The sequence below is a fragment of the Microbacter margulisiae genome (assembly GCF_014192515.1).
Classification (GTDB): domain Bacteria; phylum Bacteroidota; class Bacteroidia; order Bacteroidales; family Paludibacteraceae; genus Microbacter; species Microbacter margulisiae.
On the sequence record NZ_JACHYB010000001.1, the window covers coordinates 372,247 to 390,151 of the forward strand.

18 protein-coding genes and 1 pseudogene are annotated in these 17,905 nt (G+C 38.3%); 13 read left to right on the plus strand and 6 right to left on the minus strand.

Annotated elements, in window-relative coordinates:
• Positions 1 to 95: 95 nt before the first annotated feature.
• The 5 genes from FHX64_RS01615 to zwf form a co-directional block, all read right to left on the minus strand.
• The gene (locus tag FHX64_RS01615) at positions 96 to 596 is read right to left on the minus strand and encodes a glutathione peroxidase (RefSeq protein ID WP_281370790.1); all 501 of its coding nucleotides are present in this window, start codon (positions 594 to 596) and stop codon (positions 96 to 98) included.
• 79 nt (positions 597 to 675) lie between these two features.
• Positions 676 to 1,155 (minus strand): glutathione peroxidase, encoded by a 480-nt coding sequence (locus tag FHX64_RS01620; protein ID WP_246392373.1) that lies wholly within the window; start codon positions 1,153 to 1,155, stop codon positions 676 to 678.
• A gap of 87 nt (positions 1,156 to 1,242) precedes the next feature.
• Positions 1,243 to 1,797, minus strand: coding sequence for a hemerythrin domain-containing protein (locus tag FHX64_RS01625; protein ID WP_183412110.1), 555 nt, complete (start codon positions 1,795 to 1,797; stop codon positions 1,243 to 1,245).
• A gap of 44 nt (positions 1,798 to 1,841) precedes the next feature.
• A complete protein-coding gene (gene pgl / locus FHX64_RS01630; RefSeq protein WP_183412111.1) occupies positions 1,842 to 2,543 on the minus strand; it encodes a 6-phosphogluconolactonase in 702 nt (233 codons plus the stop codon).
• A gap of 11 nt (positions 2,544 to 2,554) precedes the next feature.
• Positions 2,555 to 4,072, minus strand: coding sequence for a glucose-6-phosphate dehydrogenase (gene zwf / locus FHX64_RS01635; protein ID WP_183412112.1), 1,518 nt, complete (start codon positions 4,070 to 4,072; stop codon positions 2,555 to 2,557).
• Positions 4,073 to 4,323: 251 nt separating this feature from the next.
• On the opposite strand from zwf, the gene FHX64_RS01640 reads away from it, so the two are divergent.
• The 3 genes from FHX64_RS01640 to FHX64_RS01650 all read left to right on the plus strand — a co-directional run bounded on the left by FHX64_RS01640 (position 4,324) and on the right by FHX64_RS01650 (position 8,851).
• Positions 4,324 to 5,412: a DUF1573 domain-containing protein gene (locus tag FHX64_RS01640; RefSeq protein ID WP_183412113.1), complete on the plus strand. Its 1,089-nt coding sequence runs from the start codon at positions 4,324 to 4,326 to the stop codon at positions 5,410 to 5,412.
• A 232-nt stretch (positions 5,413 to 5,644) separates the two neighbouring features.
• Positions 5,645 to 6,256, plus strand: coding sequence for a DUF4136 domain-containing protein (locus FHX64_RS01645; protein WP_183412114.1), 612 nt, complete (start codon positions 5,645 to 5,647; stop codon positions 6,254 to 6,256).
• A 153-nt stretch (positions 6,257 to 6,409) separates the two neighbouring features.
• Complete coding sequence (locus tag FHX64_RS01650; protein ID WP_183412115.1) at positions 6,410 to 8,851, plus strand: endonuclease MutS2; 2,442 nt, start codon at positions 6,410 to 6,412, stop codon at positions 8,849 to 8,851.
• Between the two features lie 10 nt (positions 8,852 to 8,861).
• Here FHX64_RS01650 and FHX64_RS01655 read toward each other — a convergent pair whose 3' ends face one another.
• Positions 8,862 to 9,827, minus strand: coding sequence for an HU domain-containing protein (locus tag FHX64_RS01655; RefSeq protein ID WP_183412116.1), 966 nt, complete (start codon positions 9,825 to 9,827; stop codon positions 8,862 to 8,864).
• Between the two features lie 263 nt (positions 9,828 to 10,090).
• Between FHX64_RS01655 and FHX64_RS01660 the strand changes: the two genes are divergently transcribed.
• The 10 genes and pseudogenes from FHX64_RS01660 (at position 10,091) to FHX64_RS01705 (ending at position 17,851) form a co-directional block, all read left to right on the plus strand.
• A complete protein-coding gene (locus tag FHX64_RS01660) occupies positions 10,091 to 10,618 on the plus strand; it encodes a nitroreductase family protein (protein WP_183412117.1) in 528 nt (175 codons plus the stop codon).
• A gap of 20 nt (positions 10,619 to 10,638) precedes the next feature.
• Entirely contained in the window at positions 10,639 to 11,166 is a 528-nt protein-coding gene (locus tag FHX64_RS01665; protein WP_183412118.1) for a GNAT family N-acetyltransferase, read from the plus strand.
• A 45-nt stretch (positions 11,167 to 11,211) separates the two neighbouring features.
• The gene (nth, locus tag FHX64_RS01670) at positions 11,212 to 11,856 is read left to right on the plus strand and encodes an endonuclease III (protein ID WP_183412119.1); all 645 of its coding nucleotides are present in this window, start codon (positions 11,212 to 11,214) and stop codon (positions 11,854 to 11,856) included.
• 2 nt (positions 11,857 to 11,858) lie between these two features.
• Positions 11,859 to 13,622: pseudogene (gene ispG / locus FHX64_RS01675) on the plus strand ((E)-4-hydroxy-3-methylbut-2-enyl-diphosphate synthase); the annotation flags it as partial.
• A gap of 531 nt (positions 13,623 to 14,153) precedes the next feature.
• The gene (locus tag FHX64_RS01680; protein ID WP_183412121.1) at positions 14,154 to 14,567 is read left to right on the plus strand and encodes an acyl-CoA thioesterase; all 414 of its coding nucleotides are present in this window, start codon (positions 14,154 to 14,156) and stop codon (positions 14,565 to 14,567) included.
• A gap of 149 nt (positions 14,568 to 14,716) precedes the next feature.
• Positions 14,717 to 15,358 carry a Crp/Fnr family transcriptional regulator gene (locus tag FHX64_RS01685; RefSeq protein ID WP_183412122.1) on the plus strand — a complete coding sequence of 214 codons (642 nt, stop codon included), beginning with the start codon at positions 14,717 to 14,719 and terminating at the stop codon, positions 15,356 to 15,358.
• A 90-nt stretch (positions 15,359 to 15,448) separates the two neighbouring features.
• Positions 15,449 to 16,384: a slipin family protein gene (locus FHX64_RS01690; RefSeq protein ID WP_183412123.1), complete on the plus strand. Its 936-nt coding sequence runs from the start codon at positions 15,449 to 15,451 to the stop codon at positions 16,382 to 16,384.
• A gap of 50 nt (positions 16,385 to 16,434) precedes the next feature.
• A complete protein-coding gene (locus FHX64_RS01695; protein ID WP_183412124.1) occupies positions 16,435 to 16,644 on the plus strand; it encodes a YgaP family membrane protein in 210 nt (69 codons plus the stop codon).
• Between the two features lie 81 nt (positions 16,645 to 16,725).
• Entirely contained in the window at positions 16,726 to 16,917 is a 192-nt protein-coding gene (locus tag FHX64_RS01700; protein WP_183412125.1) for a CDGSH iron-sulfur domain-containing protein, read from the plus strand.
• A gap of 355 nt (positions 16,918 to 17,272) precedes the next feature.
• Complete coding sequence (locus tag FHX64_RS01705; RefSeq protein WP_183412126.1) at positions 17,273 to 17,851, plus strand: RNA polymerase sigma-70 factor; 579 nt, start codon at positions 17,273 to 17,275, stop codon at positions 17,849 to 17,851.
• The last annotated feature ends 54 nt before the right edge of the window (positions 17,852 to 17,905 follow it).

Sequence of the window (17,905 nt, forward strand, 5' to 3'; positions counted from 1 at the left end):
TACAGTGCCGTTTTTTTAGTGGACACTAGTGATATGCAACCTCAAGTGAGAAGAAATATTTGATTATATTATCCCTTTTATGCATTGATTACCAGTTATTTCAAAAGATCTTCTATGTCATTATTAAGTTCTTTGGGCTTGATGTTCGGAGCAAAACGTTTTACCGGAACGCCGTCTTTATTAATCAGAAATTTTTCAAAATTCCAGCGAATATCATTTTTACCCTGTAGAGGAAGGGTTGATTTTAAGTAAGCATACAGCGGATTTGTATCCATACCGTTTACTTCAATTTTCTCAAACATCGGGAAGGTAACGCCATATTTTACCATACAAAACTGCTTGATTTGTTCAGATGTACCTGGCTCCTGGTTGGCAAACTGATTACAAGGAAATCCAAGCACTACAAACCCTTTATTTTTATATGTTTTATACAGTTGTTCTAGTCCTGCATACTGTGGAGTAAATCCACACTTACTGGCTGTATTAACGATTAATACTACTTTTCCCTTATAGTCGCTTAAAGGAATTTTTTGCCCATTGATATTGTTCATTTGAAACCGGTATATATTCTGTACCCGGTTTGTTTGCCCATTCATAACAGTTACAGATAATAACAGCATGAAAGGGATCATTGTTTTTATATACATTGTCTTCATTGTTTCTTTGTTTTAAAATTTACGATTTTGATAATAACCACTCTATGTCTTCTACTAACCTTTCAGGAGAAGTTGCAGGTGAATACCTTTTATATGGAATGCCATTCCTGTCGATCAGAAATTTTGTGAAATTCCATTTGATTCTACTCCCCAACGTACCTTTAAGTTCTTTTTTTAGGTATTTATATATAGGATGAGCATTTTTCCCATTTACTTCAATCTTCTCAAACATCGGAAAGGTTACGTCATATTTCATCGTACAGAATTGCTTGATTTGTTCTGAAGTACCAGGCTCCTGATTGGCAAACTGATTGCAAGGAAATCCAAGGATCACAAGCCCTTGATCTTTGTATGTTTTATACAGTTGTTCAAGTCCTTCATATTGCGGTGTAAATCCACACTTGCTGGCTGTATTAACCACCAAAACCACCTTCCCCTTATATTCATCCATGCTGGTTTCTCTTTTCTGCATGTTGACAGCATTCATTTGATAAAACATTGAGTCCATCTATTTTTTATATTAGATTTATCTTGTGCCTCTACAGGGTTTCAATCCGTATGTCCTATTTCCATCACTATACAAGACTTAGTTCATGTATTTGGTCTTTAATTTAGTAAGGAGTTCATGAAATTGTTCATGGACTCCATGACCCACTACATTTTCTTCAATTTGTTCGAATTTTTCACTTATTTCTTTTTGTGTTTGTTGTGAGAGCCGTTGGTTGGCCATGACAAAGAGAATATTTTCTTCTTTCAGAATATGATTCTGCATTAAAGCAATATAACTTGACATGGCTCCGGCAATGGCTTCGGCAGATGTGTCATGATCTGTTTCCCAGTTATGTGTACCGTCTTGTATGGCTTGAATATAGGCTCTGCCCTGTGTGTGTTCATAAAGCATGACGCCGACAGGCCCATTTTCTGAAGGAATTCCGACTGCAACCAGTTCCGGGAATAAGACAGTTTCTTCCTTCCCGTGATGACATTTGTCTGCAAAAGTTTTCAAGAAGTTGACAATATCTTCAATGTCTTTGAGCTCAACCGCTTTATTGTGTCGAAGGTTTTCGACGATTTTATTCATAATAGCAAGCATGAGTTTGATGGCGTTATGTTCCTGAATTAATTCTTCTGTTGGTTTCATTGTTTTGATATTTAATAGCTTGTCTGATATATATATATTGTATCTTATTCTTTGTCTGTAAAAAGTAACGTGTAATTTGCGTGGCGGGCAATAAAAATAGCGGGTAGGTTTTCGGTAACTGGATCAGGATGCAACATAGCGTGGATCAGATGTTGCTTTTCTGTTCCAATAACATGAAAGATAAGTTCTTTGGCGGTCATCATAACAGGACCTGTCATAGCGATACGTACCTGATGTGTTACAGGGTGGAAGGATACGACATAAGCTTGTTTTTTTGTGTACAAGTGCGTTTGTCCTGGAAAAATAGATGAAGTATGTCCATCGTTGCCCATTCCGGCCAAAATAATATCAAATTGAGGAATGCCATTCGCCACGGGAATAATTTGTTGAACTTCGTTGATATACCGTTCTGCTTCCGCTGTCGGGTTATTTTCTCCCTGTATGCGATGAATATTTTCTATTGGTATATCGACATAGTCCAAACATCGGATCTTCATATTGCCAAAATTGCTTTCAGGATCGGATGGCGGCACACACCGCTCATCAACCCAAAACAAATGGATACGTTGCCATGGAATTTTTTTTGCATATTCTTTGCCCCATAGTGCAAAAAGAACATTTGGAGTTGAACCTCCGGAGAGAGCAATATACAAAGGCCGCTCTGTTGTTTTCAGAGAATGAATTAATCGTTCTGTAATGGCAATTGCAACTTCTTTTTCTGAAGGATAAATATAGGGTGTAATCATAAAATGACATTTTATAGTTCACAGTAAAGATCTGTGTTTGTCAGGTTTTTGCAAGGATTTGTCCAGGCATAATCTGTTCCCATAATATTATCCGCTTCCAATGGTCCCCATGTTCCAGCAGGATATCCGTAGAGGGGCATACACGGATCATTTTCCCATAAAGCCAAAATTGGATCGAAATATTTCCAACTGGCTTCGACCGCATCACTTCGTGTGAAAAGTGTTGATTCCCCTAACATGCAATCTTCCAGAAGTTTTGCATAGGCATCTCCAACGGGGGATCCACCTAAACGATCATAAGTGAAATCCATGGACACTTGTTTGATCTCAAAATTGGATCCCGGAACTTTTAACCCAAATTTCAATACAATTCCTTCATTTGGTTGGATACGTATTATCATTGAGTTGAGGGATGAGTTTCCCGCCATCCCTTTAAAGAGGCTGTGAGGAGTCGGTTTGAAATGGATAATGATTTCAGTTACTTTGGTTGGCATTTGTTTCCCTGTACGAATAAAGAATGGAACGCCTCCCCAGCGCCAATTGTCTATGTATAATTTTGTTGCGACAAATGTTTCGGTACGAGAGAGTGGATCTACATTTTTTTCTTCCCTGTATCCTTTGATAATGTGTGCCTCGCTATGTGCTGTGGTATATTGCCCCCGGATTACTTGGCTTTTAATCTGCTCGTTAGTCAAAGGTTTTAATGCCTGATACACTTTTACCACTTCGTTCCGAAAGCTATCAGCATTAAATAATGCCGGAGGTTCCATTGCTGTTAATGCAACCAGTTGAATCAAATGGTTTTGAACCATATCCCGCAAAGCTCCCGATTTATCATAGAATCCTCCCCGTTCTTCAATGCCAAGATTTTCGACAGCGGTGACTTCGACATGATCAATATAATTTCGGTTCCATAATGGTTCAAAGATTCCGTTGGCAAAACGTAATGCTAAAATGTTTTGTACGGTTTCCTTCCCTAAAAAATGGTCAATCCTGTATATCTGATCTTCCCGGAATACGGAATTGTAAATGTAATTGAGTTCCTGCGCTGAAGAGAGATGATATCCAAAAGGCTTCTCCACGATAATGCGTCGGGTTTGTTCTCCGATTTCAATGTTTAATCCAACGTTTTGCAAATATTTTGGGATCACTCCGTAAAGTGATGGTGGCGTAGCCAGGTAATAAAGGTAATTTCCAGGATTGCTAATTTGTTGATCCAACATTTTCAGTCGAGCTTTTAGTTCAGCATATGCCTCTTTATCAGCTGGATCCATGCTGTAATAGAAAATATGTTGCAAAAAATTACTGACACTGATTGCATCTAATTCTGTTGGAGCAGCAAACAGAGGTAGCTGTTTCTCAATAAATTCACGATATGTTTCGTCTGTATAAGGAGTACGCCCTATTCCAAGCAATGCAAATGAAGCATTGAGCCGGTTATGTTTGTAAAGCCAATAAAGCGATGGCATCAATTTTCTTTTTGTTAAATCACCAGAAGCTCCGAAAATAACAATGATCTGACTGTTCATACTTGATATATGTTTTATGTGATTTTCTTTGTGAAATAATTGATAATGAGTTTTCTGTGATAATTCTTGAACTTATTTTCCTTGCTAAGATACTTCATTATCTTCCGAAATCAAAATGATCATGTTGTGAGATTTGGGCTGTATAATATATTTTTCAGGCTGTTAATGGCATTTAGCAGTACTTTTGTTTAGCTTTGCAACGGTTATATTGGTAATTTCTGTGTGTTCTGTAATTTCAAATATTTCTCAAGATGAAAAAACTTTCTTTGTTAGCGTTTTCGGTTTTAATTTCATTGATTTGTTTTGCACAAGAACGTGGGAAACCTGTTCCTGTCTTTTCCGAGCAGTCTTTTAACTTTGGGAGAATTCCTGAAGAGGCGGGTAAGGTGACACATGAGTTTATGTTTACTAATCAGGGAGATGGTCCATTGGTAATTCAACAGGTTATTGCATCGTGCGGTTGCACAACTCCTGTGTGGCCAAAAGAGCCAATTCCGCCTGGAGGTCATGCTTCAATCCGAGTGACCTACTCAACGATTGATCGTCCTGGTATGTTCGACAAGACTATTACGATTTATAATAATTCGAATAAGAATCCTGTCTCGTTGCATATCACGGGAGAAGTGATTCAAAAACCGGTTTCGATTGAACAGGCTTATCCTCAGGTAATGGGACCTTTGCGTATGAAATCCCGGTTTATCTCTTTTGGTAATATGACTACACAAGGGACAAAGACGGAACAAATTTTAATTTTGAATGTTTCAAAAGCTCCCGTTGAAGTGTCTTTGGAGAAATTGCCGCCATACTTAAAAGGCATCGTTGTACCATCGGTTATGCAGCCTAATTCTGAAGCGGCCGTTATTTTCTCATTGAATAGTGCTATGCTTCACGATTGGGGTATTCATTCTGACGAAATACCCTTGATAGTCAATCACGACAAGGCCGCATCACATGATAATATTTTGACTTTGACCGTTAATCGTTTAGAAGATTTTACTCATCTGACACCTGCGGAACGTAAAAACGCTCCGGCTATTTCTATTATTCCTGGAGAGGTGCGATTACAGGATGTGAAACAAAATGTAATGAAACGGGGCAGTTTTATCGTAAAAAATAGTGGAGCATCTCCATTATTACTTTTAAAAGCGTTTTCTGATTGTGATTGCATTAAAACATTTTTGCCAAAACATGCTATTGCTCCTCAGAAAGAAGAGACCGTCCGTTTTGAATTAACCCCTGGCATTACATTAGGAGATCGTTTTGAAACATTGAATATCATTACAAATGCACCGTCTGCCCCCAGTAAACAGGTGCACATAAGCTGGGAGACCGTGAAATAATTCATTCATATTGATTTGTCTTGCAAAAAGCTATTTTAAATGCAGATTAATCAATTATTAAATGGTATCAAATTGCTACTCAGGCAGAATATTTTACTTTGGAATGGCTTATTTTTGAATGTATTTTCATTTCAATGTTGATATGAAAGCGTGTAAATTTTACTTTCCAAAAGAGGATGTAATATTGATATACAAGTTTCACACAACCTTCACAATTAAAAGCTATTATCGTATGAAAAAGGCGGTGTTTTTATTATTCATAGGAACTTTGATGGGTGCATTAACCGGATGCTCAACTCCTTATCATTTGTTGGCTAGTCAAGTAATGGATAATGCACAACTAAATTCGTACAAAACTTATTCCTTTGTGCCCTATTATCAACAAGGCAAAATGGCTGAGCCGGGACGACTGAGATTTTCGGAATCAGATTACAATGGGTTTATTAATGCCATCCGTACAGAGATGAATAAACGGGGTTATACCGAAACTTCCAATGGATCTCTATTGATAGCTGTCGGATTGACAGTGTTACGGAATGCAACTGTGAATACGAATATTTATCCCGCTTACGGAGGCATTCGATATTATTCTCCTGCATATTTTCGGTATGGATGGGCACCTTATTGGCGGCACAGAACATATCGAGCATATACAACAGCAAGAATTGACAAAGAAGGAGTTTTAGTTATGGAAATGATTGATCCAAAAAATGAGTCTCATTTGTACACGGCCGCAGTCAGCGCTGTTTTGGATCCTTCGCATACTCAGCTCAAAGATACAACCCAATTAGAACAGGCTGCCCGAGTATTGTTCAAAAAATTTCCGGTGCACTCCAAGAAATAATTTGCCACTGATTTGTTAGATTTGAAAGGATGTAAAGGTTTGTATTTTGCATCCTTTTTCTGTTTTTTGAACGGCAAAAGGTAATTACACCTCAAACTGTAACTTCCGGATAGAATTGCTATTTTTGCATTCCTAAATTTTAGTAGCCTTACAATGATTTATCCGGCTTCATTTGAAGAAAAGATTGGTTTTGTTACTCTTCGGGAACAACTCCAGGAACGCTGTCTTTGTCCTATTGGAAAAGAAGAGGTAGATGCAATGTCCTTTCTGGTGGATTATGACAGTATGATGAAACGGCTTACAGAAACGTCAGAGATGATGGTGATTCTGTCTGAAGAAGCTGATCAATGGCCGGTGAATTATTATATAGATGTTAGGCACTGGCTTGGAAGAATACGTGTTGAGGGAACTTTTCCAACTGAAAATGAATTATTTGACTTACAACGTTCTTTGCAGACCATTGACGAAATTATTCGTTTTTTTCGTGCCCGTCAGGATCGGGAGACACGTTATCATCATCTTAAGGAGCTTGTAAATATAGAACACTTCCCAGCTATACTTAAAGAACTCGATAGATTGCTTACAATCAATGGAGTATTGAAAGATAATGCTTCAACCGAATTGGCCCGTATCCGGCATGAATTGTTTCAGGTACAGAATAGTATTTCCCGAAAACTGACAACCATTCTTCGGCAGGCTCAGGATGAAGGCTTTGTTGACAAGGAAGCTTCTCCAACTATGCGGGATGGACGCTTGGTTATTCCGGTTTCTCCTGCATTTAAACGCAAAGTGAGAGGTATTGTGCATGACGAATCGGCAACCGGCAAAACTATTTTTATCGAACCGGCAGAAGTTGTTGAAGCTAACAACCGGATACGAGAATTGCAATCGGAAGAACGACGTGAAAAAATTCGTATTCTTACCGTTTTTGCCAATTTTATCAGGCCACAATTAGTTGCTTTACAAACGGCTTATCAGATATTGGGAATTTTTGATTTTCTCCGGGCAAAAGCGTTGTTGGCATTACATCAACAGGCTATTGTGCCACATGTTGAAGCTGCTTGCATTGTTGAATGGCATCTGGCCGTTCATCCGCTTTTATCTGAAATGCTTCAGAAACAGCACCGTCAGATTGTGCCTCTGGACATGAAATTAGATGAAAAACAAAGAATTATCCTGATTTCAGGCCCTAATGCAGGAGGTAAATCGGTGTGTTTGAAAACCGTTGGACTATTACAATATATGCTTCAATGTGGATTGCCTGTACCCGTACATGAATCCAGCCGGTTCGGATTTTTTAATCATCTTTTTTTAGATATTGGAGATGAACAATCTATTGAAGATGACTTATCTACCTATAGTTCACATTTGAAACATATGAACTATTTTTTGCGGAAAGGTGATGGACAGACCCTAGTGCTAATTGATGAGTTAGGCGCTGGTACCGAACCGCAAATAGGAGGCGCAATTGCCGAAGCTGTATTGCATCGGTTGGTGAAAAATGGTGTTTTGGGTGTTGTCACAACCCATTATACGAATTTAAAGCAATTTGCCGATACTACCGAAGGCCTTGTCAATGGGGCAATGCTTTTCGATCGACAGCATTTGCAGCCTCTTTATCAACTGCAAATTGGCTTCCCTGGAAGTTCTTTTGCTCTGGAAATTTCACATAAGATTGGATTGCCGGAGGATGTGATTCAGGAAGCAAAAGGGAAAGCAGGCACTGCAACTGTTGATTTGGAGCGTTATGTACAAGCTATTTTGCGGGATAAACGCTATTGGGAAAATAAACGTCAAAAGATTCACCAACAGGAAAAACGTCTTGAGGAACTTGTCGCTCGCCATGAGGTGGCACAGGATGAACTGAAAGCCCAACGCAAAGATTTTATAGCGAAGGCTAAACAAGAAGCAACCCAACTTCTAAGTGATACCAATGCTATGATTGAAAATACAATCCGGCGTATTAAAGAATCGGCTGCCGATAAGGAGATAACGCGTGAAGCAAGGAAAGAGCTGGAATCATTTCGTCAAAAGGTGGTAACCGAAGAGGCGGGGAGAGCTCCAGTCGTCAACAAAAGTCATTCTAAAAGCGTCACGCAACATAAAAAACCGTCAGTGGCAAAAGAGAAACCTCTCCAGATTGGAGATTGGGTTCGTTTAACAGGGCATGCTTCTTCAGGAGAAATAATTGATGTGCAAGGCGATAATATTACGATTGCTTTTGGAAATTTGAAATCGACTGTTAAGAAGGATCGATTGGAACGCATTAGTAAAAGTCAGGTGAAAGAGTGGACAAAGAGTTCTTTGAATGCAGGAACTACTGCTGACGAAACTATGCGTCAAAGAAAACTCAATTTTCGCCCTGATATTGATGTTCGGGGGATGCGCGGTGAGGAAGCGCTGATTGCAGTGCAGTATTTTGTTGATGATGCATTGATGCTTGGAATAGAACGCATCAGGATATTGCATGGTACTGGAAACGGCATTCTCCGCCAGCTTATCCGACAATATTTATCTACGATTCATGGCGTGAAGCATTTTGCCGACGAACATGTTCAGTTTGGAGGTGCCGGAATTACTGTCGTTGAGTTGTAACAATCAATGATTATTCTTGTTGTTGACGGTCATACATCACCCAGGCTGTCTCAAAAGCGGTGTGCTTTCTCAGTGTTTGTAAAGCCGCTAACGCAGTGTCTTTGTTCGCAAAAGATTGGGTTATAATGCGATATAAATTGCGCAATTTTATTACGCTAAACGACATATTTTTTTTGTTTGCCAGTAATTTAACAAAATTTTCAGCCTGAGATTCAGTTTCGAAGGTAGCCACTACCAGATGCCAGTTTTTTTCTGCAATTACCGGATTAGTCGTTGTTTGCTTAAGTGATATGGTTGTGTTATGTGTAATGGATGATGTGGTAATCTGTTGATTTACTGTTGTTGTTTGTGCTTTGCCTTGCGTAACAGCATTGGATTGTTGCAGTGGTTGTTCTGTAAGCAGCTCAAAGGGATTCAACCTTGCAAAATCAGATTCGGTATGGAATTGTCGTGTTGGAAAAAGGAAAATGAGTAAAAGTACAGCAGCAGCTGTGGTAGCATATTTACTTACGTGTGGTAGCCGAACTACTAATTGCGTTTCGTCTTTTGTTGCAAAGTGATTTGAAGAAACTCTTACCGAAAAGAGGCCGATGTTTTCAGGTAAAAAATTGAATGATTCAGCCGGTCGAAATTCAATTTTATGTTGGTTGTTCATGATTAATTTACCAATTCTTCCGAAGGTAATTTCTTTGCCTTCCTGTAATTGTTCATGAAGTATGGCAACTGTTTGGGAAATGTTCCGGGCAGCTTTTCTATAAGTAGTTTTATGGGCTATCCGTAGCGTTTCTGTCAATAATCCATCATCGTATTGAAGGGATGGATTGAAGTATATAACGCTATATGGTGGTGCCAGTTGCTTGCCTTTTTCTGTCCATGATGCAGAAACAACGTTAACAATAAAAGCCCCAAGCCCGGGCACAATTACACAATCATGCTCACTCAGAAGAGTTTCAATATGTTCAATTATTTTTTCCACGACACAAAAGTAAAGAGAAAATATCATAAATGAACTGAGGTGAACAGAAAGTTGTTCACATGTTTTCAATCATTGTTGATAACTTCTGTGTCAATTTTCTTTCAATTAAGAATGTGACGCGTGCCATGAGGAGAGATGCCATTGTTACGTTTCAGTACGATAAACGGCTATTTTGACGTATATTTGTTGAAGTTTTACTTTGCCATTCACGAATTATGCAGTAAGACATTATAGAATGAAAGAAGTTTTCTAATTGCTATATTATGAGTGATTTATTATATTTGATGGAACAGCGAAGAAGCATTCGCCGTTTTGAAAATAGGTCGGTTGAGCCGGAAAAAGTAGAGATGCTATTACAGGCAGGGTTGTTGGCACCAACATCAAAAAATAGTCGTTCATGGGAATTTATTGTGGTCGATCAGCAGGATTTATTGCAAAAAGTTTCCTTATGTCGAGAACATTACAGCGGCTTTGTTGCTAATGCACCGCTAGCTATTATTGTTGCTGTAGATCCGGAAAAAAATGATGCCTGGATTGAAAATGGATCGATTGCGTCAACATTTATTGAATTGCAGGCAGAGGCTTTAGGTTTAGGAAGTTGCTGGGTACAGGTAACCCGTCGTCCGCATAATGAAAGAATCTCCGCGGAGGATTATCTTCGCAATATATTATATATTCCTGACAACATGCGTATTTTGAATGTTATTGCCATTGGTTATAAAGCTCAGGAACTTGAACCTCGCCATGTTGATGAAGTACTTCTATCTAAGATTCATCGAAATGGATATTGAGCCGAGCATTTGTGCATTATATGAGTTTAAGCTTAAAGCATATTTTTTCAACTAAAGATTCCAACTGGTCGTTTATGATTGCATGTTTGGAAGACGCTTTTCCAGAGGATGAACGTCGTTCATCGTTGGATATGATTCGATTATTATCCAATTCTCCGATATCTTATCATGTAATTTTAAAAGATGCTTTGCCTGTTGGCGTTTTTAATACATGGGATTTGTTGCTTTTCAGGTATATTGAGCATTTTGCCATTATACCTTCTTTACGTGGCAAAGGATTAGGACAGCAAATTTTATACAATTATGTGCATCAGGTTAACCCTCCTGTCATTCTGGAGGTTGAATTGCCTAATACATTATTAAATCAGCGTCGCGTAGAATTTTATAAAAAAACCGGATTTGCATTGTGTGAGAGAGAATATGTTCAACCGCCATATGATCGAACGAAAAAACCAGTTTCGTTGAAATTAATGGAATATGGGAATCAGTTGTTGCCGGAACGTTTTGATGAGGTTGTTGATTTACTTCGCAGAACCGTTTACATGTGATTCCCGGATGTATTATTTGATTGATTTATATCGTAATCCTGAATAATGACTACACAAGAACGTTGTAATTTATTGATAAAATGGTTTGAGGCAAATATGCCTGCCCCCCAAAGCGAGCTTCATTATCATTCTCCGTATGAATTGTTGGTAGCCGTTGTGCTCTCTGCCCAATGCACTGATAAGCGCGTCAATATTGTTACCAAATCCTTTTTTGAGAAATTTCCAACGATAGAAAAATTAGCAAACACAACACAAGAAGAAGTGTTGGAAGAAATTCGCAGTATTTCCTATCCCAATAATAAGGCGAAACATTTAGTCGCTATGGCTCGCCAGGTGATAGAAGATTTCCATGGAGAAATTCCTGCGAATGCCGAAACGTTGCAACTATTGCAAGGTGTCGGTAGAAAAACAGCCAACGTTGTTGCGTCCATTATTTATAATCAACCTGTGATGGCAGTTGATACTCATGTATTTCGAATAGCAGAACGTTTGGGCCTGACTGAAAATTCAAAATCTCCTTTTGAAACAGAAAAGGTGTTGACTGAACTTTTTCCGCCGGAATTAATTCCTAAAGCCCATCATTGGCTTATTCTGCATGGCCGTTATGTTTGTGTGGCACGTAAGCCAAAATGTGATCAGTGTGGCATCAGTCCCTGGTGCCGGTTTTTTCAAGAACATAAAAACAATTGACAATGAAAAATGAAAATCATCTTTTATATTGTGATAATCTGTTTAATTATAATAGATTACACACGCATCAAGTTGTAATTGGATCTTTACGGCTGGGGGACAACCAGCCCATCCGGATTCAATCCATGACTAATACCTCGACGATGGATACCGAATCATCGGTTGCACAGGCATCCCGAATTTTTGATGCAGGTGGCGAATTGGTTCGCTTAACTGCTCAGGGCGTGCGGGAAGCTGAAAATTTGAAATTGATTCGAAAAGCGTTGTCTGAGAAGGGTTATATGCAGCCTATTTCTGCCGATATTCATTTCAACCCTAATGCAGCTGAGCTAGCTGCTCAATATGTTGAAAAAGTGCGGATTAATCCCGGAAATTTTGTTGATGCCGCACGCACTTTCCGCAAGCTGGAATATACGGACGAAGAATATCAACAGGAAATTCAGAAGATACGGGATCGATTGCTCCCTCTGTTATCTATTTGCCGTTCACATCATACAGTATTGCGATTGGGGGTCAATCATGGTTCTTTGTCCGATCGCATTATGAGCCGGTACGGCAACTCAGCAGCTGGTATGGTGGAATCATGTATGGAATTCTTAAGAATTTGTCGTGAAGTTGATTTTAATGATGTGGTTATTTCTATCAAAGCGTCTAACACTTTGATGATGGTGCAGGCAGTGCGTTTGTTTGTTAGTAAAATGAAACAGGAAGGCATGGATTATCCGCTTCATTTAGGTGTAACAGAAGCTGGTGATGGTGAAGATGGTCGTCTGAAATCTGCCGTTGGTATTGGTGCTTTATTGAGTGATGGTATAGGGGATACAATCAGGGTTTCTTTGAGTGAAGCCCCGGAAAATGAAGTCTTGGTCGCACGGAAAATGATTGATTACATCGAGCAACGTATTGACCATAAAAAGATTATGGCTGAACCTTGTGAGACATTTAATTCTTATGAGTATAGTCGTCGTGAAACGTTCCGCATTCAGATGATGGGTGACAACCAACCTCCTGTTGTGATCGGTACAGAACAAGGGGAAGGAGCTCTACATCCAGATTTATTATTGAATGATGCTCCTGTTTATGCCGTATCTCAATGGCTTGAAAAATCGAATTCGGACGATTTGTCTTTCTTAAAATTACAATATACAGAACTTACACCAGAACTTATCGAACAATTGAAAACGTCACAACATACGGTTATCTTGCTGTCTTCCGATCATGTCAATGCTATTGGAGAAATGCGGGCATTCTTTCATATGTTGCTGCGCTATCAATGCAAAATTCCAGTGGTAATCCATAGAAATTATCAGGAAAGTGATTTGGAAACATTTCAAATTAAGGCTGCTGCAGATTTAGGCGTGCTTTTCCTGGATGGATTCGGTGATGGGTTATTTTTAGAAAACACACTTCTTCCTGTTTCACAAGTTATTGAAACTACATTTGGAATTTTGCAAGCTTCGAGAGTGCGTGTGTCAAAAACCGAATATATTGCCTGTCCGGGTTGTGGCCGTACAATGTTTGATTTGCAATCAACATTGGCACGTGTGAAGTATGCCACCCAACATCTGGTTGGTTTGAAAATTGGCGTGATGGGATGTGTGGTTAATGGCCCGGGCGAAATGGCCGATTCTGATTTTGGATACGTTGGCGCAGGAAAAGGTCGCATCAGCTTATACCATCGCCATGAATGCGTTGAGAAAAATATTCCAGAAGAAGAAGCTGTAGAGAAACTGTTGGCTTATATTGGAAATCACACGCCTCACATCTCTGTTGATGTGTTATACGTGCTTAATAATGATGATGTAACTGTTTTTGAAGTAAAACGATTGGATTTGCCAGAGTCGATCGATTCATTAAAAAAGTACCAATGGTTTTTCGTAGACAAGCATGCGCATACACTTGTTTCATTGACCTTCAGATCAATGGTTAATGGAGATCAAAACCATGAACGTGATTTTACTGAGGGATCGCTCCAGTTTGATGATTCTCAGGGAGTTTTTACCAATTCTGAAAATAAGTTTATGTTAACGAACGATGCGTCATTGACTTTAGAAGATTGGGTATTGAAAGCAGTAAATACTTTTTTTGTGAATTCTAAATGATTGAAATATTGTTATTTTGATCGATAAATCAACAAAAAGCTGACGTTTTGGTCGGCTTTTTGTGCATATCTTCGTGTGTTTTACAGTAACTTTGCAAAGAAAAAGAAAATGGTTGTTTGTTCTTGTTTGAAACTAACAAACAACTTGTTATGTTTTCTTCTTTCATAAATTTATGCGTATTTAATCAAAGCAATTATGTATTTTTCGATGTTGATTACGCCAAAATTTGGCGATATTGATGGACTCGGACATGTCAACAATACAGTGATGCCCGGATGGTTTGAGCAAGCCCGAAATATGATTTATCGTTGTTTTAATCCGGAGCTGAACTTCTCCGACTGGAATTTAATATTAGCGCGTTTTGAAGTTGATTTTGTTAAGCAACTCTATTTTAATCAAGAAGTTGAAATCCGTACTTATATATCCCATATTGGCAATTCATCGCTGGAAGTGTATCAGGAAGCCTGGCAAAATGACCAGCGTTGCACAAAAGGAAAGACTGTTTTAGTTCATTTTGATTTTAAGAAACAAAAATCAATTCCGATTTCACCCGATATTCGAGCTAAACTAGAAACTTACCTGCATCATTCAGATCAGGTAATGGTTTGATATTTAAATTCCTGCTTTTTTATGTTATAGGCAATTCCATTCTGACACGAATGTTATTCTGATAAAAAGTGTTGAAGCATTTTCAATATTTTTTTAAGTGTACTATCTTTGTATTTAAGCAAATTCAAAATACTTAAAACACAGAGGTAATGGACGATGATAGCATCAGTCGGGTTTTGATTGGCATGTTTGGAGTTGAGCTGACAGAAAAAATCCAGAAGGGTTTAGTCTCAAAACAGGTTGCAAAAGATACAATTATTGTTCATGAAGGGCAATATGTTGATTCCATTCCTTTTGTGATTGAAGGGTATGCGAAAATTCTTATCCAGCATGACGGAAGAAGTTTCCTGATTCATTATGTCAAGCCGTATGAGTGTTGTGTGATGCCCTTTGCTGCTATATCGCGTAACATACGTACTTCAATTTGTGCGATAAGCGGTTCTGATACGTTGCTTTATTTTATTCCCAATGAAAAACTTCTAAAGTGGATTATAGAATATCCTGTTTTGCATGAATGGTTTTATCATCAATATGAAACTTATGAACGGGCGATGCTTGATACGATCCGGAGTCTGCTGTTCGATCGCCTGGATATACGATTGCTGAACTATTTGCATCAAAGAGCTGCTATTAGTGGTAAAAATTATATTCCCATTACCCATAAAGAAATTGCTTCTGACATGGGCACTGTGCGCGAAGTCATTACCCGGACACTTCTCAAATTACAAAAAGCAAATAAAGTGATTCAACATGCGGATGCTGTTGAGATTTTACCTCATAATGGTGACTAAAGTCACTGAAAAGCGTATTTGAAACCATTATATTTGTGTCAACAAAGCTCATAATTTTTTTTGATTGTCATACATTAAAACGTAAAGGCGATGAGGTATAAAAGTTCTTTTTCTGTCTTGGTTTTCTTTGCCATTCTTATTATAGGCATCATCCTTGCTTATATCATTATTGGCATGGAAAATGTTGTTGCGATCGAATGGTGGATGGTTATAACCTTTCTATTAGCATGGTTTGTGGCAAGCGGCATCAAAGTGGCAAATCCATGGGACAGAGCTGTTGTGCTTCGGCTGGGAAGTTTTCATTCGCTGAAAGGGCCTGGAATTTTTTTCATCATTCCCATTGTGGACACAATTCCATATTGGATTGATATGCGTGTTATTACTACCTCATTTAAAGCGGAAAAAACATTGACGAAAGATACAGTTCCGGTCGATGTGGACGCTGTTTTATTTTGGAAAGTGCTTGATGCAAAGAAAGCTGCATTGGAAGTGGCTGAATATCGAAGCGCAATACAATGGGCTGCACAGACTGCATTACGGGACGTGATCGGGAAAACAGTGCTTTCCGAAATGTTGGAAGGACGGGATAAAATCAGTGCGATTTTACAGCAGATTATTGACGAACGGACGGAACCATGGGGTATTAAAGTGAACTCTGTAGAGGTAAAAGATGTCTTGATTCCTTCTGCTTTAGAAGATGCCATGTCAATGCAGGCACAAGCTGAGCGTGAACGTCAGGCCCGTGTTATTTTAGGAGATTCGGAAAAGCAGGTTGCCCAAAAATTTGAAGAAGCAGCTATGGCTTACACTAATAATCCTGTTGCTATGCATCTCAGGGCCATGAACATGTTATACGAAGGATTGAAAGAAAACTCTACAATTGTGATTGTTCCCAGTTCGGCAGTGGACTCTATGCAATTGGGAGGATTGGCTGGAATGGCTGCACTGACTTTAGGCATTCAAAAAGAGCAGGCAGCAAAACAAAAACCGGAATCTGCACCTGATGACCAGATACCCAATGAATAACTTAGAGAGAAATAGTTTTATATATGTTGAACAATTAAAAGAACACGATTATGAAAAAAAATGTTGGTGTAGTAGATAAAGTGATTCGCATTGTTTTAGCAGCTTTGCTGGTAGTGTTGTTTTTGACTAATGCTGTACATGGTACATTGGGTATTATTTTCCTGGTGATAGCGCTGATTCTGCTTGTAACAGCTTTCACTAACTTTTGTGCTCTTTATACGCTTTTGGGAATATCTACATGCAAAAAGAAAGAAAAATGATCAATTTATTTATTGCTACTTATTGAATTACAGATTACTGACGTAAAAAGAGGTGCTTTATTTATTAAATATATTACGATTATGGCAGAATCAAAAATTTCAGCAAAAATTCTTCCGAATGGACCTATTTTAATTTCAGGTGAATTGCACATTATCCATAAAGATGGACGTGAAGAAACCAAGTCTAATGTTGCTTTTTGTCGTTGCGGACATAGCAATAACAAACCTTTTTGTGATGGTACTCATGCTAAAATAGGTTTTAAAGACGAGTAATTTTTAGAGGTTCAATCGAAAATAAGAGATTGATTGTCATGTTCTTGATGGTCAATCTCTTTTTTACTGTAAATTTGCAAAAACATTTCTTTGAACTTTTCTGTAAGGTATGGTTTTACTGTAAAAAACTAATTATATTTGGCGGATCAAAAGTTCTTCTTTATCAAACAGACGTAGTAATATTCAGCTTTGATTTAGAAATAGCTTGTATAATCATGGATAGGTAAGGTTTATAGCTATTAGGCCTATCTTTGTTAACAACATTATGGTGTGACTTTTTTTGTTGTATTGATCGATTGGCGGTCATTATTTCTACCAGCTTTGTTGAGTTGTATGTTCATCAATTTATAATTTTATGATTTATAACCAGGAAACTTTCGCCGAACGTTTAAGACAAGATGATCGGACTGTAATAGATGAAATCTATGCATTGTATCATCACCGGATATTCCGTTTTTCAATGGCTTATCTGAAAAATGAAGAAGATGCGTACGATATTGTACAGGAGGTTTTTGTGACAATGTGGGAAAATCGTCTTGTTTTGAGAAAAGATACAAATTTTGATGCATATCTTTTTACTGTTGCCAAGAACAGTGTCCTTTCGTTATTTCGCAAGCGGGTTACTGAGCAAAAGTATATGGAATATTTGTCTCAGGCAGCAACTTCCAACACGGTAGGAACTGAAGAACAAACAGATTATACGTTTTTAAAAGAACGTTACGAACAATTGATTGAACAGCTTCCCCCAAAACGAAAAGAAATTTTCAAATTAAGCCGTGAAAAAGGATTATCGAACAAAGAAATTGCAGCTATGAGGGGAATTACTGAAAAGACAGTGGAGGATCATTTGTCCAAAGCCTTGTTTTTCTTTAAACAACATCTGGGAAGCTTTGGTATTTGGACAGCTCTTTTCTATTTTCTTTTTGTGGAATGATAAGCTCAGACTGTTGTTATTACATTGTACAGAACAAACATAAGTATAAGTATC

What these genes read in the sequence shown, in the direction of transcription:
- FHX64_RS01645 (WP_183412114.1), top strand. Translation starts at nt 5,645, where the DNA reads ATGAAAAAGGCGGTGTTTTTATTATTCATAGGAACTTTGATGGGTGCA.
- pgl (WP_183412111.1), bottom strand. Translation starts at nt 2,543, where the DNA reads ATGATTACACCCTATATTTATCCTTCAGAAAAAGAAGTTGCAATTGCC.
- FHX64_RS01660 (WP_183412117.1), top strand. Translation starts at nt 10,091, where the DNA reads ATGAGTGATTTATTATATTTGATGGAACAGCGAAGAAGCATTCGCCGT.
- FHX64_RS01650 (WP_183412115.1), top strand. Translation starts at nt 6,410, where the DNA reads ATGATTTATCCGGCTTCATTTGAAGAAAAGATTGGTTTTGTTACTCTT.
- FHX64_RS01680 (WP_183412121.1), top strand. Translation starts at nt 14,154, where the DNA reads ATGTATTTTTCGATGTTGATTACGCCAAAATTTGGCGATATTGATGGA.
- FHX64_RS01620 (WP_246392373.1), bottom strand. Translation starts at nt 1,155, where the DNA reads ATGTTTTATCAAATGAATGCTGTCAACATGCAGAAAAGAGAAACCAGC.
- FHX64_RS01700 (WP_183412125.1), top strand. Translation starts at nt 16,726, where the DNA reads ATGGCAGAATCAAAAATTTCAGCAAAAATTCTTCCGAATGGACCTATT.
- FHX64_RS01690 (WP_183412123.1), top strand. Translation starts at nt 15,449, where the DNA reads ATGAGGTATAAAAGTTCTTTTTCTGTCTTGGTTTTCTTTGCCATTCTT.
- nth (WP_183412119.1), top strand. Translation starts at nt 11,212, where the DNA reads ATGACTACACAAGAACGTTGTAATTTATTGATAAAATGGTTTGAGGCA.
- FHX64_RS01685 (WP_183412122.1), top strand. Translation starts at nt 14,717, where the DNA reads ATGGACGATGATAGCATCAGTCGGGTTTTGATTGGCATGTTTGGAGTT.
- FHX64_RS01640 (WP_183412113.1), top strand. Translation starts at nt 4,324, where the DNA reads ATGAAAAAACTTTCTTTGTTAGCGTTTTCGGTTTTAATTTCATTGATT.
- FHX64_RS01695 (WP_183412124.1), top strand. Translation starts at nt 16,435, where the DNA reads ATGAAAAAAAATGTTGGTGTAGTAGATAAAGTGATTCGCATTGTTTTA.
- FHX64_RS01665 (WP_183412118.1), top strand. Translation starts at nt 10,639, where the DNA reads ATGAGTTTAAGCTTAAAGCATATTTTTTCAACTAAAGATTCCAACTGG.
- FHX64_RS01705 (WP_183412126.1), top strand. Translation starts at nt 17,273, where the DNA reads ATGATTTATAACCAGGAAACTTTCGCCGAACGTTTAAGACAAGATGAT.
- zwf (WP_183412112.1), bottom strand. Translation starts at nt 4,072, where the DNA reads ATGAACAGTCAGATCATTGTTATTTTCGGAGCTTCTGGTGATTTAACA.
- FHX64_RS01625 (WP_183412110.1), bottom strand. Translation starts at nt 1,797, where the DNA reads ATGAAACCAACAGAAGAATTAATTCAGGAACATAACGCCATCAAACTC.
- FHX64_RS01615 (WP_281370790.1), bottom strand. Translation starts at nt 596, where the DNA reads ATGAATGGGCAAACAAACCGGGTACAGAATATATACCGGTTTCAAATG.